This is a genomic window from Leptospira licerasiae serovar Varillal str. VAR 010 (genome assembly GCF_000244755.1).
Lineage (GTDB): Bacteria > Spirochaetota > Leptospiria > Leptospirales > Leptospiraceae > Leptospira_B > Leptospira_B licerasiae.
In genome coordinates, this window is the sequence record NZ_AHOO02000005.1 from 1,157,106 (window position 1) to 1,176,739 (window position 19,634).

Here is a 19,634-nt window from a genome sequence, read left to right on the forward strand (position 1 = left end):
TTCGTGAAATTTTTGAAAAGAATTAGCGCTGTTCGATATTCGGACTTAATTTTAGCGATCATCTTTTTTTGCTATATATCTTATCAACATGCTTGGTTGTCCGACGATGCATTCATTAGTTTCAGGGTGGTGGATAATTTTGCTAATGGATATGGATTGCGTTGGAATATTGCCGAAAGGGTGCAAGTATTCACAAATCCTCTTTTAGTTTTATTGTTACTTTTTCCTTATATTGTTTGGAATGATATAGTCTCCCTTTCCTTCATAACTTCATTTTTCTTCGGGATAGGAACTTTACTGTTTCTTAAAAGAATATCCGGATCTAAAGTATCGTTTTTGATCTCTGTTGCCTTTCTCTTTTCTTCTAAATCTTTTTTTGATTATATGTATTCTGGATTGGAAAATTCTTTAAATTACCTTATCCAAGCGGCATTTTTTTACTTTTTTTGGAAGGATTATAGATTTGAAAAAGAATCTAAACTTCCTATTTTATTTTTTTTGATTTCCATCGGTATCGTTTCTCGAATGGACTTCGTTTTAATTTTTATCATTCCAATTGTTTACTGTTTTTGGAAAGAATATGAGGAAAGACGTGTCACTCGAAAGTCCCTAACAATTTCCTTTTTGGCATCTTTGCCAGCAATTTTATGGTTTTCCTTTGCTGCAGTATATTATGGTTCTCTTTTGCCCAATACATACTATGCGAAAACGAATACTGTGGATTCTTTGAGCCAAGTTTTCCATCAGGGTTTTCTATATTATTATAAACAAGTCATATGGGATCCAATTTCGATCACTTTCCTACCTTTCGTTTATGCTCTAAATTTGGTCTTTAGGAACAAACGAAATGAGTTAGTTATCGGCTTTCTTTTTTCCCTGCCATATTTAGTTTATATTTTGTTCGTAGGTGGAGATTTTATGGCGGGACGTTTTTTCACTTACGTCATTTTAATGTTTGGACTAGTAATATCCAAGACTTCTAAATTTAGTAAAAAGGAAGTTGTTAGTCTCATCGGACTATTTTTAGCATACAATATATTCTTTTCCACATCTCCGTTCCATCGTATGCCTAAATCTGTTTTTGATTACGCTCAAAGTTTTGAGAACGGCATTTCGGACGAAAAGTTCTACTACTTTCATAGTAGCGGCTTTTCGAAAAGAAATGAGCCTACCTCCATCTTAAATAAACTGAGAGAAAAAGCCCCCATCTACATCGTGGATGAAAAGATTCCAAGGATTAGTAATATTGGTTATGTGGGGTATTCTTTAGGGCCAAAATATCATATTGTTGATCATTGGGCTTTAACAGATCCTTTATTATCTCGTTTGAAGGGAAGGGGACGGATTGGTCATAAGATTCGCGGGATCCCTCGAGGATATATAGAAAGCTTGGAATCGAATTCTAATATGATTTCAGAAGAACCATTGCGAGAATATTACCAGGGAATTCGAATTTTAACAATGGGTCCAATTTGTGATAGGCATAGGTGGGATTTGTTTTGGAAATACCAATTTGGATCCTTTCGAAAATATCCGTTGGATAATTATATTTTAGATCCAGAAAAATCCAAAAAATCAGAAATTAAATTCAATTTACCTCCTGACGTATTAAAAGACTTTATTCCCTGATGTTAAGTAAGAAGTGGGGAGATATTCTCTGGAGTTCTAAATATGCAGAATCAATACTAATCCTTATCATATTCTCTTATATTTCTTACCAAAACGCCTGGCTAAGTGATGATTCATTTATTAGCTTCAGGGTCTTAGATCATTTTGTAAACGGTTACGGATTGAGATGGAATATCGCAGAACGTGTGCAGGCTTTTACGAATCCACTTTTGATCCTAATACTTTCGCCTTTTTATTATGCGTATCAAAACATTGTGGTCTGGTCTTTTTTTAGTTCCTTTGTCTGGACATTCTCTGCATTTTACTTTTTACGAAAGATGTCCGTTTCTAAAGCTTCCTTTTGGTTAGGATTTGGATTTCTTTTGTCGTCCAGATCCTTTGTGGATTATTCCTACTCAGGTTTGGAAAATTCTCTTAATTATCTGCTCGAAGCGACCTTCTTCTATTTATATTTTAAAGAAGAAGAGGCTGTTTCCAAACTGCCCGGGCTTGTCCTTCTTGCTAGTCTTGGCCTGGTTTCCAGGATCGACTTCATTCTGATCTTCTTGATCCCTCTTTTGATCGTTTTTATCCAAGCTTGGAAAGATAATAATATTAATTTTTCATTATGTGTTAGAGTCTCCTTTTGCGGATCGCCCGCGCTTCTTTGGTTTCTCTTTTCTGCGATCTATTATGGTTCTATTTTGCCGAATACATATTATTCTAAAACGAATGTAGAAGATCCTTTTATCCAGATTGTTTTGCAAGGCTTGCAGTACTATATTTATGAACTAAATTGGGATTCGGTTGTCTTTGCATTTCTTCCGATAGTAGCTATTATGCGGACGGTATTACGGAAAGACTCGAATCCTATTTTAGGATCTCTGGTCTTTTCTTTGCCGTATTTAACGTATATCCTCTTTGTAGGAGGTGATTTTATGGCTGGAAGATTTTTTACTTATGTGATCCTTCTTTTTGGGATCGCTTTGGTTCGCCTTAAAAATTTCGAAAAAAAAGAGATGTATATATTAGGGGCGATTTTGCTTTTTTATAATGTTTTTCTTCCTTCGACTCCTGTTCACTCTATAAAACAACAGGTTAGAAAAAATCCTTGGATCTTGGATAAAGTAGGAATTACTGACGAGAAGTTTTGGTATTACCTCGGGACTGGTCTTGCTTGGTGCAACAAAGAAGGCTCTCTTCTTCCCTATGTGGCGAATAAAAAGCCTTTTTTCCCTCCTACAGATCAAAAGGTATTCATTAAATATAATACTGGCGTGATCGGATTTTTTCTGCCGACCCAGTATATTATAGATATAATTGCATTAGGTGATCCGCTCCTATCAAGGATCCAAGGGAAGGGCAGAGTCGGTCATAAGATCAGACATTTACCTTCCGGCTATTTTGAATCTGTGGAATCCGGAGAAAATAAGATCCAAGACCCTAATCTCAAGGAATATTATGATTCTTTAAACTTGTTGACAAGAGGAGAGTTGCTCGATCCCAGGAGATGGGATTTATTCTGGAAGTTTCAGTTCGGTTCTCTTCGAAAATATAAAGAGCCTTATTTGATAGATGAGGTCCGCGAAAATAAGATGTGGGAAGAAGAGAATCGCAAGAAGAACGAAGGAATAAATTCGATCTAGGAAAATCATTTCGCGCCGAATTGTAGGAGTTCCTACAAGTTTATTACGCGAAAATACGGTTGAAGAAATTAGAATTTTATGATAATAGGGAGACAGGCTCTCCCACGGGCCCTCCTCCGCCTCCCAACTCGGGTGGGGGCCGCACTTTACCCCCTGTAGGAGTTCCTACAAAAAAGGCGCCATTCTCTCGACAAGGATCCTTCTGTTGTCTCCCGTTTGTAGAGAAATAATTCCTCTAATAATTGCTTGTCTTCTTCTGTCTCTGGAAAATGCCCAAGTCCTAAGTCTGTTCGCCAATGGAAAGTAAGCTAAGTTTGCAAACGCGATTCCGTAGAAAGTTGCGATAAACGCAGTTGCAATCCCTTCTCCAAGAGCTCTTGTCCCAGCTCCCAAATTTTCCAATACGCTCACGAGTCCCATCACGGTTCCGATAATCCCGATCGTAGGAGAAAATCCTCCGGCGGTTTCTAAAATTTTTGCAGAACGGGTTTCCTTATTCTCCAAACCTTCTGCTGCCTCGAATAAAATTTCTTCTACAGCTCTTGGATCTGTTCCGTCTACGATGAGTTGGATCCCTTTTCTTAAAAATGCGTCAGGTACACCTGCGAGTTGGTCTTCCAACGAAAGTAATCCATTCTTGCGGGCCTTCTCCGCAAAGTCCAAGAATACATCTGAAAGAGAAAAATCTCTTTTGGGAAAAAGAGATTCTCTTAAGTGAATGATTAGGTTTGCAAATTCTTCAGGAGTATAGCTCGCGAATGTAGCGCCTGCAGTTCCGCCCAAGATCAATACGAGTGCAGATAGTTTGAGAAAGGAAAGAAAATGCGCTTCTTCCAACAAGATGGCTAATAGAACGGAAGCAAATGCGGCAATTAAACCTAAGATAGCCGAACGCATGAGAGCAAATTAGGTAGATTATGTCTTAGAGACAAGTCTTTTCGCGATACTCAATGGAAGTTTGGCCGCCTCCTCACTTCGTTCGGACCGGGCTCTCCGCTTCGGTCGCTTTGCGACGCCCGCATCGATCCCTGGCGGGTAGGTAGATCTGAAATTTTCTTCTCTTCAAACTCAAAGTTTCGCACGGAAGTAGATTTTGTAGGAATTCCTACACGGATTCGATGAAGAGGATTTCGTTGACGGAGGAAGGGTTCTGTGATAGGGAAAACGAGCTTTCCCACGGGCCACTCCCCCCAATCCCAACGCAGGGTGGGGGCCACCTTTATTTCAACGTAGGAACTCCTACAGTCCGAGCAGCTTTCGGGTGTTCAGGGAAGCTAAGAAAAAAATAAGGGACGGTTTCGTCCATCCCCTCTACAAGAAAGTGAAAATTCGCAGTGGATTGACTTTAACCAGGGAGGCTAAAGGTCCATCCGGTTTAAAATATCGGATTTCAAAGTTCGGACCTTAGGGCTTGGGAGGATTTTTTCCCGGAGAACCAGGATTTAATTTAGGAGCGAAAAATGTGGCTTCGAATGTTGCGCTGCAAAATCCATTGACTTTTTAGGTATTTCTAAAATTTTTGTCCCAAATGCTCACTGTAGTCACTGTTCTGTTTTTGGGAATTTACGCCCTAGATATTCTAGGATTATTTTTCTTTGGAATCCATACGTATATCATGGTGTATCTTTACAAAAAGTACAACACCAATTGTGATACAGACCCGAGCAGAAACCTTTCTTTGGACGATCCGAGCCTTCCGGTAGTCACTGTCCAACTTCCTATTTTTAACGAATTTTACGTAGTAGATCGTCTGATCGACTCCACAGTTGCATTAAAATATCCCAAAGATAAATTAGAGATCCAAGTTCTGGACGACTCCACCGACGAAACCATCCAAAAAGCTGCTTCCTTAGTGGCAAAATACAAGGCCCAAGGTTTCGATATCCATCACCTTCACAGAACAAATCGTGTAGGTCATAAGGCAGGCGCCTTGGACGAAGGTATGAGAGTTTGTAAGGGAGACTACATTGCAATCTTCGATGCGGATTTTATGCCCGATCCTGACTTCCTTCTCAAAACCATGGCTTATTTCGACGATCCACAGATCGGAATGGTGCAAGCACGTTGGGGACATATCAACGCTGATTATAATATTCTAACCAAAGCTCAAAGTTTCGGTATCGACGGTCACTTCATGATCGAACAGGTTGCTCGTAACGGTTCTAAACTTTGGATGAACTTCAACGGTACCGCAGGTACTTGGAGAAAGAAAACTATCGAGGATGCAGGCGGATGGGAGCACGATACCCTTACCGAAGACTTCGATCTTTCTTACCGTGCCGAACTAAGAGGCTGGAAGTTCCGTTATTTTAAAGATGTGGTTTGCCCTGCAGAAATTCCTGCGATGATGTCTGCATACAAATCCCAACAGTTCCGTTGGTGCAAAGGTTCTATCCAAACCGCAGTAAAACTTCTTCCTCGTATTTGGAAAGCGGACCTACCTTGGAAAACTAAGGCTGAGGCCGTGACCCACCTGATCAATTATTCCGTTCACCCACTTATGATTGTGAACATTCTATTCAGTGCTCCATTATTATTGATGGAATACTGGTCCGGTTTCAGCTTCTACGATCTTCCGTTAGAAGTATTGTCCGGAACTGCGGCTGTCCTTTCTATAGGATCGGTTGGACCCCTATTCTTCTACGCATACTCACAAAAGACTTTATACAAAGATTGGAAAAAGAGATTAGTTTATCTTCCAATCCTGATCATGATCGGAACCGGGATCGCGATCGTAAACACAAGAGCTTGGTTAGAAGCAGTTCTTGGCATCCAATCTTCCTTTAAAAGAACACCTAAACTGAGAATCGAAAAAAACACGGACGCTCTGAAAGATAGGCTGAAATACACCGTTCCTTTGGACTTCCATGTAGTTCTTGAGTTCCTTTTGGGTTGTTATTGTGTGTTTTCCGTTGTGCTATCTTTCTTAGTAGGACGTCCTTATATTGTGGGCTTCCTATTGATCTACGGGATCGGTTTCTTCTTCGTAGCTTTTAAATCTTTCCAAGAATTTACCTGGAAATACAAAGAAGCAAGAAACGCAGCTCAGGAAGAGATCCCTCAGGAAGCCTGACACAGCTTCTGCCATACAAAAGGCGAGGAAACGGGTTGACTCCCTGTGCCCTCGCCTAAATCTGTCAAATACCCCAGGAAACAGGATAACCGATGAGTGAGAAAGTCTATTGCGCCAACTGCCTGCATTGTGTAACCGTCAGACAGTATGAATCCGAGGCGGACAAATACATCCTCCGGGTCAAATGTACCAAGAAAAAATGGTCCAAACGTTCCGGCGAAGAGAAGTTATACAAATACTTCACAGTGGCTCGCCGTATGCAAACTGATTGCGAATTCTACGAGCCGATGGGAGAAATCCTTCCTTATATCAAAAATTTAAAGAAAGAACTTCCCATTAAAGACGAAATCTACATGGTGAAGTCGCCTAACTAAAAAGGGCATTGTTCTCCAAACCGTTCCTCCTCCAACCCAGGACCGTAAAAGAAACGGGAAATCGCAAAACGGTCCTGGACGAACCCTACACCCTCTTCCCGGATAGAGACGCCTTATTACTTAAGGATTTTCCAGTCCGGGTAAGTGTAGGAGATCCTCTCTACAAACAATCTTCAGGTTCGGTTCTGTCTCCTGTAAACGGAATAGCCTCACTAGAACATAGCGAAGAAGGATCCAAAATCCGTATCGTTCAAGACGGAAACTTTATCGGTTCCAAACCTTGGATCCCAAAAGTTCTCAAAAAAGAAGAAGTACTAGAGCCGATGGACAGACTCGGTTTGGTCAGTCTGGACTTTCCTGAACACTCTCTTTTATCTTATCTCAAATCCAGGCAAAAAACATCTCTAATCATCTTGTCCCCGTTTACAAGAACACAAGACGTGGATTATCTTCCCGAGCTAAAAAAGAACTTAGAATGCCACACTCGTTTTCTGGAAGTTTTAAAAACCCTTTTTCCGGAAGCTCAGATCAGAGATTATATTTCCGGTTTGAGATCTCCCGTTAAAAATTATGCATATCCTTGGGGAATTCCCGAATATTTCGTTTCTCAAACCGAAAAATTACCTTTTTCTAAGATTAAAGAAATCTTATATTTAGGACCGGAAACATTATATAATCTTTATAGAGCCTTATTCGCCGATTTCCCTTTTATAGAAAGAGAGATCGCTCTATATTTCTTGGGAAAGAATGGTGGTCTCAGAAAAGCGGATTCAACCGTTCGTATCCGTAACGGCCAAAGCCTTAAGTTCTTATTCGAAGAATACGGTGCTAAGTATTCCAACTTTACTCTCAATTCCTTTTATGAAAAAAATCCGGTCAGAGATATCAAAAAGGGATTCTATTGGGATATCAGGCAGAATTATTCTTTAGTATTTTTGACCAAACATGATCCAAGCAGAAGAGAATTTCCATGCGTAGAATGTGGAGAATGTTCTTACAATTGTCCTACCCAGGCAAATCCTATGGCCTTGGTTTCCAGTTTCGGCAATTTTAATTCTTCTCTTTGTATGGAATGTGGGATCTGCACATTTCTTTGTCCTTCTACCATTTCCCTAAGGAATAAGATCAGAACATGGAAGGAGGCGAATCATGGCTTTTAGCTATGTTCTCTCCACTCAAAACGGTTTTTTTAGAAGAAAGGATCTTCTTCTGCCCGATATCCTTTTTACGATTTTAGCGATCGGTCTTTTGGTTTTAGGTTCAGGCGGATCTTATTATCTATTGGTTCCCGCAGGTTTCGGGATTTTGTTCGGAGCCGCTGCTTATTTTCTTCTCACCGGCGGAAAGTCTTATCCGCTCTATTGGGTGAACCATGCATTAAGTTTTACTCTTCTTCTTCCCAGAGATTCAAGATATGCATTGCATGCGGTTCTTGCTTTAGGAATAGGACTCGGCCTATGGTGGATTTTAGAACAGAGATTTAAGATCAGATTTCCGTTGGCGCTGCTACAATTTTTGCTTTTTCTAATATTCTATTTTATACCAGGGATAGATAGCTGGGCTTCAGAACCTTCTCCCGTATTCAGAGGATCTTCTTACCCTGATATTTATACTCCTGGTTTTTTTACGGAAGGAATTTTGCCAGGATTTAGGTATTCCGCTTTGGAAGCATGCGGCGGATTCGGGATACTTTTAGCAGTACCTTTGTTGCTAAGAAGCAGTTTAGCTCTCCTTTTGCCTTTTGGGTTTTTTATTCTTCTTTCTATTTGGATCCATCTTGCTAAAATTCCAGGTTGGGAAACTGTTTCCGGTCCGGTTTGGCTCGGAACCTTCTCTTTCGTTTTACTTCTAAATTTACCGGGAAGAAATATGGGCTCACTTTTGCCTCTTTCTTTTTTGAGTCTGGCGCCTCTTGGGTTGGCAATTTTTTTCCTTCCCCCGGTATTTGTTCCTACATTCCTGTGGGTCTCATCGTTTTTTTTCATTGAATCCATCCTGATTCGTATTTTCCTAGGAGATAGGACAGAGGCATGAACCAGCTCCTCGCTTTACTTAAGCCAGAGACTGTAATTTTTGAAATAGAAGGTTCCTCTAAGGAAGAAGTGATCAATCAACTTCTCCAAAAGGCTGTCGACTCGGCGTTAATTGCTAGAGACGATAGGGACCTTGTGTACGAATCTCTCATGGCGAGAGAAAAATCCATGTCGACAGGCATTGGCAGCGGGGTAGCTATCCCTCATTGTTCTGTCAATCTGGTGGATGAACTCAAATGTGTGATGGGCCTTTCTCGAAAGGGAATCGATTTTGATGCAATCGACCATCTGCCCGTTCATATTTTTATCCTCCTGATCGTTCCCAAATCCAAATTCCAAGAACATATCAAAACCCTGGCACAAATCGCAAAAACCCTCAATGTAAAAGAGGATCGCGAAAAGTTGATCCTTTCTAAAAATTTCGAAGAGATCCGGAAAGCTTTCTCCGCTTGAGAGGGTGAGAGTTTGTTAGAAGAAGCGAAACGCTTTTTGATCTTTGCGGTTTTTCTTTCCGCGATTTCAGTATTTTTTTCTCAGCTTAGATCTCTAAATAAGGAATTTTTAGAGGCAGATTCAGGTATCCAAGTCCAGGATTCCGCGGAAAAATCAACTAACACGGATTTTGCGGAAAAGTATCTGCAATTTTGGAAAGGTCTGGTAAGTTTCGATCTAGGAGAAACTGAATTGGGAGATCCTGTTCTTTCTCATATTCTTTCTAGATTTTGGCCTACATTACATTTGGCAGGGTTCGCAGTTTTAACAGGCTCATTCTTTTCCGTTTTTTTGGCTCTAGTTTCTTTACTTCCTCGTTTTGGTTTCTTGGGAGAAATTTTCGGATTTATCAGCCAACTCATCTTATCAACTCCCGTATTCGTAGTCTCCGTTTTTCTACTAGTATTTTTCTTTTTGATACTGGGTTGGCTTCCTCCCGGAGGCTATGAGCCTGGAAATACTGCGTATGTGATCTTGCCCGGAGTCGCGTTAGGTTCTAGAGTGTTTGCTCGGCTGTTTATTTTTGCTCACCAATTGGCGGGAACAGAAAAAAAGTCCGCTTATACAAATGTTCTTAAGGCGAGAGGATATTCGGAAAATAGAATATTATTTCGGCATATCCTGCTGAAAGTTTCTCCCGTACTTCTTATCTTAATATTATTGGATCTGAGTTCTTTATTATCCGGCGCTATCGTAGTAGAAGAAATATTCTTTTTCCCTGGGATAGGGAAATCCATGTATCACGCGATACGGACTATGGATTCTGCATTACTTTCCGCACTTTTGTTTTATAGCGGCACAATATTCTATATCCTGACTAGAGTTTCAGAAAGAATAAGAGACAGCCTTCTGGGTTGGGAGGCCGGCACAGCTTGAAAACTCTAAACCTGCTTCGTTATGGCACAATCTTTCTATATCTAGTTTTGGTAATATTGGGGATAGTATTCAAATCCGCGCCTACTGAATTGAATTTAAAGGAATCTTTTCTCCCTCCATCCTTTGATTTTCCATTCGGTAAGGATAGATTAGGAAGAGATGTTTTCTCCATGTTTGCGTATGGGAGTTTGGCAACGTTCTTATTTGCATTTCCGGCAAGAGTTCTTACATTAGTTGCGGCTTCCTTGATCGGTTTGGCGTCTTATACTAGTCCATTCTTTAAAAAGAATGTATTCTCTCCCTTGTCTTCCGTGTTTGTTTCTCTTCCTTCTTTACTATTGGCTTTGCTTGTAGTCCAAGTTTTCGGAGCCGGGCCGATCCCTTTGTTTTTAGCGATCGTACTTGGAGATTGGGCGCAAGCTTACGAAACAGTTCGGGCTAAGATAGACGAGGTAAGCACAAGCGGATATGCATTAGCCGCTTCTTGTTTTGGAGCAAGCAAGTCTTATGTTTTTAGGGCACATCTTCTTCCGCAGGCATTTCAAATATTGAGAGTGCTTTTGTTTACGGGACTTCCTGCCGTGGTGATGACTCTTGCAATATTCGGATTTTTAGGAATTTCGGCAGGGGGAGAAGTATTCGGACCAGGCCTCGGAGAACAAATTGCGTTTTCTAAAGATTATGCACAGAATGCTCCTTGGTCTTTGGTGTTTCCTACACTGGGAATTTTGGGATTAGTAATGGCTGTAGGGGGAAAACGTTCTTGAAATTGTTTTTCTTCAGAAAGCTATCTGCGCTTACATTATTAATTTGTTTTGTTCCCGCTTTTGTAGGAACTCCTACATACGCGATAGACGAATATTATCGTTTTCCTGAATATTCTTCTCCCGAAAAGATCCAATTCGAGAAAGAAAGAAAACTTTGCATTTTTCCTCTTAGGAATCTATCGGGAGACACATCTTTGGATTTTTATTCTTCCGGCTATGCTTCCGTTCTTTATTCGGGTTTAAAATCTTTAGTTCAGATCTATGACGAATCTCTGATCCCTAAATCCATTCAGCATTCTTTCGGCCCGAATCCTTCAGGTATTAAACCGAATTTGAGGGAAGGTGAATGGGATTATACGGGACTCGAAAAATTAAAGAAGGGAGAACTTTCCTTAAATGTATCCAGGGACCCTCGATACTTAATTTTAAAAGTGCAACCTTACGAAACAGAATCCGCTCCTGACGAAGGTTTTCTCATTCCGATTTCCAGAAAATACGACTGTTTTTATTCCACTTACGGAGAGTTCGAGAAGAAGGGAGAAGAACTCCGAATTAGTATCCGGATGAGATCTTCTAAAGACGGATCTAAAAAGGAATTCTCTCACAAAACGAGTATTAGGCGATCTTACCAGGAATTAAATCCGGTGATAGAGGAGATCCGCAAAACATTATTAGGAAAAAATACCAAAGCGCTTTCCGTCAAAACCGGAAACCAATACGATTCATTAGTATTTTTGGACGGAAACTATATAGGTAAAACTCCTTTAAAAAGGAACGATATTCTTTCCGGGATCCATGATATTCGGATCACTAAAAACGGATATTCTGACTGGATTGGACAGGTAGATCTTAGAGAATCACCTAAAGATCTGGATATCGTATTAGAAAAAGATAAAAAAGAAGGTTTTCTTTCCGTAGATTCCGATCCTCAAGGTGCTAAGGTTTATTTAGGTTCCGAATATTTGGGAGTCACTCCGCTGGTAAAAGTCCCTGTAAAAATAGGCTGGAACAGATTAAGGTTCGTCTTAGCGGATCATGTGGATCAATTCAAAGGAGTGGAGATCAAAAAAGGGGAAGTGTCCGAGATCAAAGCCAAGCTGAAAGAAGGAGAATCCGTTTCTTATTATCGAAATAAAAAATATTTATTCTTGGATCATACTTATGACGATTTCGCCATCTATTCACTTTACGGAAGTTTGTTCTTTTATGCGGGATATTATTATTTTAATTTGAGAGCGGATCAAGCTTTAGAAAACGCAAGGCCAATGGTCCAGATCACAAATTTTGTAGCTCTACAGGAATTACAGCAATCTTCTCCTAATACCCAAACATTCGCACTTTCCTATTTTTATCAGGAAAGTATCTATAACGATGCTAAGAACAAGTCCGATTATTTCAGATCTATTTCAGGAAGATTCGGAAAACACCAAGGGATCCATGGCGGACTCATGTTGTATGGGATCGGGACAATGCTACTTTTATCCGCGACATTCTATGCTCTTGGATTGGATTCCGAAACTTTAGAAGTAGGGGTGGCTCCCGTAAAAACTATGCCTACATTCGTAAGGGGTTTAGAAGGTCAGTATGAAACCGAGTCTTACGCAAAATTCAATTTGAAGTTTTGATATAAGAGTATAATCTGAAACTTCCTAAAACTAAGATCCCATCTTCTTGTCCGGATGGTTTTAGGATTTCGGAAAGTTTTTCCGGCGGAATGGAATTGGATCGGTATCCTTCCGGAAGTTTAAATTCTTTCGAATCTAAAAAATAAAAATTCGTATTTTGCTCTTTCGTATAATTCAAAATTTTTTCCGCCATGGATTCTCCTTCTTTGTCAGGTAAAAATCCGGCTAAGATGGAAAATCTTTTGCCTGGGAATACAGAAGATAATGATGCAAGTGTAACTCGTATTGCATCCGGATTATGCGCTGGATCAAATATGATCATTGGAGAATTGGATATAATTTCTAATCTGCCAGGTGGACGGGGAACAGGCTTAGAATTTGTTTGTCCAGTCTTTTCTAAAAAAGGCAGTTTCTTGGAAATAATCTCTTCTAATCTATGTACAATAAACTTTACGTATTCTTGATTATGATCCAAATATGATCTTCCTTCCGGCAATGCAGGATAAAGATATAGTTTTAGATCTTTTTCAGAGCAAAACTCTTTCAGTATCTTTAAAAGAGAAGGTTCCGGTTCTAATGCGAATACGATCTTAGTTCTTGCGGAAACTATTCCTAATTTTTCCTTTAAGATGGCTTCTTTGGTATTGCCCAAGACCGCCTTATGATCTTCTCCGATTGCACAGACTACGAGAATATCCGGATCTGCCAGTTTCGTGGCGTCTAATCTTCCTCCTAGACCTGCTTCGTAAACTTGGACAGCAATATCTCTTTTTTCGAATAAAACGAAAGATCCCAAAGTAAACCATTCAAACCAAGAAAGGAAAGAAAGTTCTTCTGCATTACTCTGTGAAAATAGTATATTAGAAATTTCTTTTAGATCTTCGTTGCTCACTGGCTCAAAATTAGGACTAAGCCTGATCCTTTCTTTCGGATCGAATAAATGGGGAGAAGTATATAGGCCAGTTTTATATCCTAAATTCGAAAAACTTGCCGCCAAAAAATGGGAAACGGAACCTTTTCCGTTTGTGCCTACTACTGAGATCCTAAGTCTTTCTTTTTTTCTAATTCTCCAGCCGTACGAATCTAAAAGATTTCGGAACGGATCCAGGGAATAATCCCCAAATACGTTAAAATTCCTCGTCTTCTCTAAATTGGTCAGTTTCGATCCGAATTCTAAAAAATCAGGGATAGACATTTAAAATTTTCTAATATTGTCTCAGGTGTATCCGAGTGCTTTTAAAAGCCTGGATCTACCTTTTTGGATCAACTCAGGGCTTAAACTTACACCGGTGAATAATCTGAATTGTTCCACTGCTTGGTAGAGTAACATTTCCGTTCCAGGCACAATCTTCGCTCCCATCTTCTTGGCTCCTAAAACCAAAGTAGTTTCCAATGGATTGTAGACTATATCGAATACCACTTGTCCTTCCCTAAAACAAGACTCCGGGATAGCGGGTCCCGGATCTTTTCCTTTCATTCCGAGAGGAGTGGTGTGGATGATAAGAGAATATTCCGAAAAATCCTTTTGGACTTCATTTAAATCTTTGGACTGAATCTTTGAGGAAGATACTTTGGAGAGTAATCCGGTTAATTCTTCCGAAGTTATACGATTTCTTGCTGCGATGGTTAGATCTTTTACGGACGCTTCTTTCAATAATGTGAAAGAAATTCCACGAGCGCTACCGCCGCTTCCGATCAATAAAACTTTTCCTTTTAAACTTTCCGGAAAAGATTCTATTATTGCACGAACAGCACCGATCCCGTCCGTATTATGCGCGCTAATCGATCCGTTCTCAAAAACTAAAGTGTTACTTGCTCGGACTGTTTGGGAGGTTTCGTCCGTTTTATCCGCAAGTTGAAACGCGATTTCTTTATGAGGAATGGTTACCGATAAACCTCTGACCCCGAACTTTGACAAAGTAAGAAGTTCCTTTTTTTCCAAAGTTTCCACAGGAAAAACCAAATATCCGCAGTCCAGGCTCAGGTCTTCGTACCATGAGCTATGTAACAAGGGCGATAAGGTATGAGATAAGGGCTGGCCCACGATCCCGAAGTATTTTGAGCTGTCTCGAAAGATTTTCAATTGGTTCCGCTTCTTTTTTACTAAAATTCTCGACTTTATCCGAAAACCCGGAAAACCTGTAATGCAGATGGGAATCCTGGCCTCGCTCAACGATTTTCTCCCTTTACTCGGCACTCAACCCTTTTTAGTTTTAGCTTCTTCTTCGGGTTGGTGGACGACATTCACGGATATACTATTCGTCCTATCCATTAGCGGCGGTCTCGCCTGGTATTTTTATTATTATAAAAGAAAGGATCTTTTAGGAGGTTACTGGGTGGCGTTTTTAGTCGCTATTCTGGGATCTCTGATCATTCTTTCTATCTTTCAAGACCTGATCCGAGAAGTGGTGTATTGGTTGATCTCACCAAAGATCGGGATCTACCAGGTTGCCAATGTAAATTTGATCGCGGTTATTTTGGGCGGATACTCCATGCTCTATATCATGAACCGTATCAATCACAATAAAGAACGTAGAGATTAAACGGGGCGACTCCTTCGGACCGCGCTCTTCGCTCAATCAGCAAAGCGCCATAAACGGCGCATTGCAGGATTTCCGCTTCGATCGCTGTCGCGCACTAAGACAGAATTCATCAATATATAATATGAATTTCCGGTTTTAGTTACCGGTTTTCTTAACTTTTTCCGCCAAAGTCATTTCGAATACCTTAGCATATTTTAGGAAATTATAATAGAATCCCATAATGGCGAGGATCAATCCTCTCCTTCCGTCCAAAAACCCTAGTCTTACAAAATACATCCAAAAGGATTTATATCCTGCTTCAAGTAATGCTATAAATAAGCCGGACCGTTTTCCTTTTCCGAATTTTTCGGTGGCCGCGAGTTCGGAGTATCTATTTATAAAGGACACATGATCGAATAGGTTTTCGTAAGAATAATGGAATACCGGATGTTTTAACTTCTTTCTTTTTCCGGACAAAGCGACCGCTTCGTGGACTTTTCCACCCACAAATTTTCCTTTTGATTTTAGGAATAGTCTGGCCCTATAATTCGGATACCAACCTCCGTGTCGGATCCATTTTCCCATGTACATTGTAAGTCTTGGGATTATGAATCCGTCTTCTTCCGGTTCTCCGTTCTTGAATAGGTTTTTGATCTCTTCTTTTAGACCGGGAGAAAGTTCTTCGTCCGCATCCAAGGTAAGTATCCAAGGATTTACGGCTAAAGAGATCACATGGTTTTTTTGGGAAACGTAATCGTCGAATTTCCGGAGAACTACTTTGGCTCCCTTTTGTTTTGCGATACTTTCCGTTCTATCCTTGGAACCGGAATCCAATACTATGATCTCGTTTACGAAATCTAGAGAAGAAAGACATCTTTCGATATTATCTTCTTCGTTTAATGTGATGATACAAGCTGAGATTGGGAGCATCTAAGCGCGGGAAAAATCCTGATCTCGTACGGATTTAAAATTAGACGAAAGAGGAACTTCTAATCTGGCGATCGTTACATCTTTACGGATGATGATCCTGAAAAAAGAAGGATCGATACCTTCTCCTTTTAGCATAATTAGTATGAGCGCGAGTCCTAGTCCCGCTCCTTCCGTGTTATCGGCGTTATCTAAATAGAATTGGGCGATGTCTCCGTACTGCATTCCTTTTTCTAATTTTTCTCGGAGGGATTTTTCTTCCTCTATAGTGACTGGTGTATTGTTTGTGACTTCGACCCGAATTCCGTCCATGGAATAGTCGAATGTGATCAGACAAAAATATCCCTTCTTTTTGGATTTGTTTCCGTATTCTTCCGCCATACTTTCGGAGAATAATTCCTTATATTCGGAGACTCCTTTTTTGTACTGGATCGGATTCTCTATATCGTAGCCTTTTTCCTCAAAGAAGATCCTTTTTTGATTTGCCTTGCAGGCGTTGATCGATAATTCTTTTACGATAGTGTAAATCGTTGGAACAAGGGTGGGATAAGTGACCTTATCCAAGATGAGCTCGATCGCTTGTTGGATATGTTCCTCGACCGATCTGGTGATCCGATGGGTCTTTAGAGAGAGGATTCTTCCGTCCTCCACCGTAAGCCGGATATTGTCTGATATATCCCGGATTTCCTGACCCATTAACCTTGAACTTTTCGGAACTCGATTTGTTTGTCAAGAGACTCATTCTAATAGCTTTAAAAAAGGTCCGTTCTAATTCGGTCCGAATTTTGTCGAAATTCTTCCCTTTCGTTTTGGGGTGCCTTCTTTTTTCCGGGAACACGTATGCCGATTCCTGGTCTTGGAGCGGAGTTTATCTGATCCAACCGGAAACCTTGGAGTATTCCGGTCCTGTCCAAATTCAGGTAAAAGACGGTTTGGTGGAAAAAATATCTCCTTCGTCTTCTTCCAAAGAACCTCTGTTCATTTTGCCAGGATTCTGTGATTCTCATGTAACCTTGGGGGTAAATTCTCTGGGAGGTTGGAAAGATCGTACAGAATTAGAATCCGATCTGAAACAATTTCTGCTACATGGATTCACGAATCTCCAGAGTATAGGAGATCCTCCATGGGCTTCCGAACTTTCCGAGACCAGAAAGAAAAATTCCCAGTATCCGCGTATCTTCGTTCTTCCTCCTGTCTTGCTTGCAGAGTCCAAAGAACTTCCTTCCTCCAAAGTTTCAGGTTATAAGATCCTAAAATCACCCGAAGAAGCGATGTCTTCTGTCTCCGGTAAAAAAGGAAAGATACATTTATTCTTAAGGCATAACGAGGGAGAAACTTTCGAAGTAGACGGAAAACTTCTCTATAGAATGAGAAGTGAAGCGGAGAAGAACGGACTGGAATTATCTGTCTCCACTTTCGGAGAAGAATTCGCAAACTGGGAAGCGTTATCTTCCGAGACAAAGGTATTATATCATCCAATTCCGGAAACTTCTTCTATTCGTCCGGTTGCTCATAATTTAGTGAAACAAATTTGGGCTCCTCTTTTCGGGATCTATTTTACAAGAAAAGGAATAGGAACTTCTTCCTTTGCGGAAGAATGGGAAAAATGGACTGGGTGGAGTCCAATATTTAAGGAGAGAGCATTGTCAAAAGAAGCTCTTTCCACGATCCCCGGATTGTCCGAACCGGAAAGAGAAGAAGCGGAGAAAGAATACGAATCCTATCTTGCTTTCTTGAGGGCCCGCAAGAATCTGTCCTTAAGGATCTTACTCGGCTCTGGTGCCGGTCACCAACTACAGTTCCCAGGAATTTCCGGCTGGAAGGAACTTAGAATTTTATCCGAACTTCTGGGACCTAAAGAAGCATTGAGAGCGGCAACGGAAACCACCTGCCAATATTTGGGGGCGGCTCATGAGGGGAAGATCCGAGTAGGAAAACCGGCTCATCTTTTGATTTTTAGAGAAGACCCTCTCCAAAATTGGGATAAACTAAAAACATTAAGAACGATCGTGACGGAGAGAGTGAAAACAGAGATCTCTTCGCCGGAAAAAAAGAAAACCAAGGGGCAGAGACGATGAAAGAAGATCAAAAAGAACTGTTTCAAAAATTACTGGATGAAAGTTTCCGGAAAAAGGCGGCCTTAGAACCCGGGGCAAAAGTTTCTGCGTTAGTCACTAGTTCAAAATCGGATTACGTTTTCATAAAGATACAAGAAGCAGGTCTTTCCGGGATTATTGCGGCCGACGAATTCACGGAAGCTCCTCCTAAACAGGGAGAAACAATTGAGGCTTACTTTTTACAGGAATCTTCCGGAGACCAATACTTCACCACTTGTTTGAACGGGGACACAATCTCCAAAGATATGGTATCTGTGGCTCATTCCGCAGAGATCCCTGTTTTGGGTCATATCATAGGAGAGAATGATGCGGGCGTAGAAGTCAAGTTAGGCGAACTTACCGGTTTCTGTCCGTTTTCCCAATTAGACCCAGAGCTAAAAAAACAAAATAATGGAGTAGGCAAAAGGGTTCGTTTCCTCATTTCAGAAGTGGGAAATAAGGGAAAGATCATCGTTTCCCAAAAGAAAATCGCAGATAAGGAAAGAGAGGCCAAAATTTCAGTCCTAAAAGGCGAGCTTAAACCTGGAATGTTCGTAACCTGCAAGGTCAAATCAGTTCATACTTTCGGATTGATCGTAGAAGCAGACGGACTCACTGCACTCGTTCCCGCTTCCGAAGCTACTTTCAAAAAAGGAGCGGACCTAACCAAAGAATTCCATCCTGGCCAAGTTCTGAGAGCCAAAGTTTTAAAATTAGATTGGGAAGAAGAAAAACACAGTTTTACTGTTAAGGATTTTCTAAAAGATCCTTGGGCCCAAAACGTTCCTTTCAAAGAAGGTGATTTAGTCAATGGAACGGTAGAAAGTGTGAAACCTTTCGGAGTATTCGTAAAATTGAATGAACATTTCTCCGGGCTTGTCCCGAACAGAGAAACCGGATTACAAAATCGTACACCCGCCGCTCAACATTTCAAGATTGGAGATTCGGTTTCCGCGTTTGTGACAGAAGTGAATATAGGCAAAAGGCAGATCTCACTTTCACTTGTGAAAGCGAAAGAAGTTCAGGAAAGATTGGATTACAGCGGATATCTTTCCGAGGAAACTTCTTCCACCGGATCTTTCGGGGCTATTCTTGCAAAATCCTTAAACAAAGGACAGAAAAAGGGTTAAATGGCTCTCCGGATCGCATTGTATCGACCGGAGATACCTCCCAATACGGGAAATATCGCCCGACTCTGTGTAGCATTAGGAGCAGAGTTGCATATCGTAGGAGAACCTGCCTTCGAGCTGTCTGAAAAAGCGGCAAGAAGAGCAGGGTTAGATTATTGGGATAAACTAAAATTGACCCTCCATCCAAACTGGGAGGATTTTTCAAAATCCTTACCTTTTGATTCCAAATTATATTTAATATCCACTAAGGGCAAAGTCTCTTATACAACTCCGAAGTACGGGGAGAATGACGTATTTTTGTTCGGAAATGAAACATCAGGATTACCTCAGGAAATTTTTCAATCAGAGATCCCTAATGGGATCCTTAGAATTCCGATGGAAGAAGATTGTAGATGTTTGAATTTGAGTAACGCAGTTGCCGTAATTGCGTACGAGGCATTGCGCCAAATCCGTCGCTGGTGAATC

The 19,634-nt window shown here is 40.7% G+C and carries 19 protein-coding genes; 14 read left to right on the top strand and 5 right to left on the bottom strand.

The features are described 5' to 3' along the window. Nucleotides 1-3 precede the first annotated feature (3 nt). Together LEP1GSC185_RS05895 and LEP1GSC185_RS05900 are read left to right on the top strand one after the other, a co-directional pair. The gene (locus LEP1GSC185_RS05895) at nucleotides 4-1,629 is read left to right on the top strand and encodes a hypothetical protein (protein WP_008595592.1); all 1,626 of its coding nucleotides are present in this window, start codon (nucleotides 4-6) and stop codon (nucleotides 1,627-1,629) included. After that, on the top strand, nucleotides 1,629-3,254 hold the full coding sequence (locus LEP1GSC185_RS05900; RefSeq protein ID WP_008594212.1) for a hypothetical protein: 1,626 nt from the start codon (nucleotides 1,629-1,631) through the stop codon (nucleotides 3,252-3,254). The genes LEP1GSC185_RS05895 and LEP1GSC185_RS05900 overlap by 1 nt, the downstream gene beginning before the upstream one ends. Nucleotides 3,255-3,419: 165 nt before the next feature. Here the strand turns inward: LEP1GSC185_RS05900 and LEP1GSC185_RS05905 are convergent, their stop codons facing one another. Further along, entirely contained in the window at nucleotides 3,420-4,151 is a 732-nt protein-coding gene (locus LEP1GSC185_RS05905; RefSeq protein ID WP_008595029.1) for a motility protein A, read from the bottom strand. 631 nt (nucleotides 4,152-4,782) lie between these two features. Between LEP1GSC185_RS05905 and LEP1GSC185_RS05910 the strand changes: the two genes are divergently transcribed. From LEP1GSC185_RS05910 to LEP1GSC185_RS05945, 8 genes are all read left to right on the top strand, one after another. Further along, a complete protein-coding gene (locus tag LEP1GSC185_RS05910; protein WP_010513696.1) occupies nucleotides 4,783-6,327 on the top strand; it encodes a cellulose synthase family protein in 1,545 nt (514 codons plus the stop codon). 92 nt (nucleotides 6,328-6,419) lie between these two features. Continuing rightward, the gene (locus LEP1GSC185_RS05915; protein ID WP_010414765.1) at nucleotides 6,420-6,701 is read left to right on the top strand and encodes a hypothetical protein; all 282 of its coding nucleotides are present in this window, start codon (nucleotides 6,420-6,422) and stop codon (nucleotides 6,699-6,701) included. 8 nt (nucleotides 6,702-6,709) lie between these two features. Beyond that, nucleotides 6,710-7,861, top strand: a complete 1,152-nt coding sequence (locus LEP1GSC185_RS05920) for a 4Fe-4S dicluster domain-containing protein (RefSeq protein ID WP_008593617.1) — start codon at nucleotides 6,710-6,712, stop codon at nucleotides 7,859-7,861. Next, complete coding sequence (locus LEP1GSC185_RS05925; RefSeq protein WP_008595041.1) at nucleotides 7,851-8,735, top strand: hypothetical protein; 885 nt, start codon at nucleotides 7,851-7,853, stop codon at nucleotides 8,733-8,735. The genes LEP1GSC185_RS05920 and LEP1GSC185_RS05925 overlap by 11 nt, the downstream gene beginning before the upstream one ends. Then, the gene (locus LEP1GSC185_RS05930) at nucleotides 8,732-9,187 is read left to right on the top strand and encodes a PTS sugar transporter subunit IIA (protein WP_008593707.1); all 456 of its coding nucleotides are present in this window, start codon (nucleotides 8,732-8,734) and stop codon (nucleotides 9,185-9,187) included. The genes LEP1GSC185_RS05925 and LEP1GSC185_RS05930 overlap by 4 nt, the downstream gene beginning before the upstream one ends. 12 nt (nucleotides 9,188-9,199) lie before the next feature. Next, the gene (locus LEP1GSC185_RS05935) at nucleotides 9,200-10,102 is read left to right on the top strand and encodes an ABC transporter permease subunit (protein ID WP_008594126.1); all 903 of its coding nucleotides are present in this window, start codon (nucleotides 9,200-9,202) and stop codon (nucleotides 10,100-10,102) included. Then, entirely contained in the window at nucleotides 10,099-10,869 is a 771-nt protein-coding gene (locus LEP1GSC185_RS05940; protein WP_008593994.1) for an ABC transporter permease subunit, read from the top strand. Before LEP1GSC185_RS05935 ends, LEP1GSC185_RS05940 begins: the two co-directional genes overlap by 4 nt. Next, nucleotides 10,866-12,494, top strand: coding sequence for a PEGA domain-containing protein (locus LEP1GSC185_RS05945; RefSeq protein WP_008595220.1), 1,629 nt, complete (start codon nucleotides 10,866-10,868; stop codon nucleotides 12,492-12,494). The genes LEP1GSC185_RS05940 and LEP1GSC185_RS05945 overlap by 4 nt, the downstream gene beginning before the upstream one ends. On the opposite strand, the gene LEP1GSC185_RS05950 is transcribed toward LEP1GSC185_RS05945, so the two are convergent. Together LEP1GSC185_RS05950 and aroE are read right to left on the bottom strand one after the other, a co-directional pair. Then, nucleotides 12,478-13,689, bottom strand: a complete 1,212-nt coding sequence (locus tag LEP1GSC185_RS05950) for a bifunctional folylpolyglutamate synthase/dihydrofolate synthase (RefSeq protein WP_008594065.1) — start codon at nucleotides 13,687-13,689, stop codon at nucleotides 12,478-12,480. The genes LEP1GSC185_RS05945 and LEP1GSC185_RS05950 overlap by 17 nt on opposite strands. Before the next feature lie 21 nt (nucleotides 13,690-13,710). Further along, nucleotides 13,711-14,616, bottom strand: coding sequence for a shikimate dehydrogenase (aroE, locus tag LEP1GSC185_RS05955; RefSeq protein ID WP_029607850.1), 906 nt, complete (start codon nucleotides 14,614-14,616; stop codon nucleotides 13,711-13,713). A 28-nt stretch (nucleotides 14,617-14,644) separates the two neighbouring features. Here aroE and LEP1GSC185_RS05960 point away from each other — a divergent pair, with 28 nt between their 5' ends. After that, a complete protein-coding gene (locus LEP1GSC185_RS05960; protein ID WP_024863917.1) occupies nucleotides 14,645-15,037 on the top strand; it encodes a hypothetical protein in 393 nt (130 codons plus the stop codon). Nucleotides 15,038-15,172: 135 nt separating this feature from the next. Here the strand turns inward: LEP1GSC185_RS05960 and LEP1GSC185_RS05965 are convergent, their stop codons facing one another. Both LEP1GSC185_RS05965 and LEP1GSC185_RS05970 read right to left on the bottom strand, forming a co-directional pair. After that, the gene (locus LEP1GSC185_RS05965) at nucleotides 15,173-15,946 is read right to left on the bottom strand and encodes a glycosyltransferase family 2 protein (protein ID WP_008595007.1); all 774 of its coding nucleotides are present in this window, start codon (nucleotides 15,944-15,946) and stop codon (nucleotides 15,173-15,175) included. Continuing rightward, nucleotides 15,947-16,639 carry an ATP-binding protein gene (locus LEP1GSC185_RS05970; RefSeq protein ID WP_008593904.1) on the bottom strand — a complete coding sequence of 231 codons (693 nt, stop codon included), beginning with the start codon at nucleotides 16,637-16,639 and terminating at the stop codon, nucleotides 15,947-15,949. 26 nt (nucleotides 16,640-16,665) lie between these two features. Between LEP1GSC185_RS05970 and LEP1GSC185_RS05975 the strand changes: the two genes are divergently transcribed. Genes LEP1GSC185_RS05975 through LEP1GSC185_RS05985 form a run of 3 tightly spaced genes read left to right on the top strand, consistent with a single transcriptional unit; the run spans nucleotide 16,666 to nucleotide 19,631 of the window. After that, entirely contained in the window at nucleotides 16,666-18,021 is a 1,356-nt protein-coding gene (locus tag LEP1GSC185_RS05975) for an amidohydrolase family protein (RefSeq protein WP_008595911.1), read from the top strand. After that, on the top strand, nucleotides 18,018-19,169 hold the full coding sequence (locus LEP1GSC185_RS05980; RefSeq protein ID WP_008593550.1) for a S1 RNA-binding domain-containing protein: 1,152 nt from the start codon (nucleotides 18,018-18,020) through the stop codon (nucleotides 19,167-19,169). Before LEP1GSC185_RS05975 ends, LEP1GSC185_RS05980 begins: the two co-directional genes overlap by 4 nt. Then, complete coding sequence (locus tag LEP1GSC185_RS05985; protein WP_008594424.1) at nucleotides 19,170-19,631, top strand: tRNA (cytidine(34)-2'-O)-methyltransferase; 462 nt, start codon at nucleotides 19,170-19,172, stop codon at nucleotides 19,629-19,631. Nucleotides 19,632-19,634: the final 3 nt, after the last annotated feature.

Coding starts and splice junctions, on each gene's coding strand:
- LEP1GSC185_RS05900 (WP_008594212.1), top strand. CDS start 1,629: ATGTTAAGTAAGAAGTGGGGAGATATTCTCTGGAGTTCTAAATATGCA.
- LEP1GSC185_RS05905 (WP_008595029.1), bottom strand. CDS start 4,151: ATGCGTTCGGCTATCTTAGGTTTAATTGCCGCATTTGCTTCCGTTCTA.
- LEP1GSC185_RS05910 (WP_010513696.1), top strand. CDS start 4,783: ATGCTCACTGTAGTCACTGTTCTGTTTTTGGGAATTTACGCCCTAGAT.
- LEP1GSC185_RS05915 (WP_010414765.1), top strand. CDS start 6,420: ATGAGTGAGAAAGTCTATTGCGCCAACTGCCTGCATTGTGTAACCGTC.
- LEP1GSC185_RS05925 (WP_008595041.1), top strand. CDS start 7,851: ATGGCTTTTAGCTATGTTCTCTCCACTCAAAACGGTTTTTTTAGAAGA.
- LEP1GSC185_RS05930 (WP_008593707.1), top strand. CDS start 8,732: ATGAACCAGCTCCTCGCTTTACTTAAGCCAGAGACTGTAATTTTTGAA.
- LEP1GSC185_RS05950 (WP_008594065.1), bottom strand. CDS start 13,689: ATGTCTATCCCTGATTTTTTAGAATTCGGATCGAAACTGACCAATTTA.
- LEP1GSC185_RS05960 (WP_024863917.1), top strand. CDS start 14,645: ATGGGAATCCTGGCCTCGCTCAACGATTTTCTCCCTTTACTCGGCACT.
- LEP1GSC185_RS05965 (WP_008595007.1), bottom strand. CDS start 15,946: ATGCTCCCAATCTCAGCTTGTATCATCACATTAAACGAAGAAGATAAT.
- LEP1GSC185_RS05970 (WP_008593904.1), bottom strand. CDS start 16,639: ATGGGTCAGGAAATCCGGGATATATCAGACAATATCCGGCTTACGGTG.
- LEP1GSC185_RS05980 (WP_008593550.1), top strand. CDS start 18,018: ATGAAAGAAGATCAAAAAGAACTGTTTCAAAAATTACTGGATGAAAGT.
- LEP1GSC185_RS05985 (WP_008594424.1), top strand. CDS start 19,170: ATGGCTCTCCGGATCGCATTGTATCGACCGGAGATACCTCCCAATACG.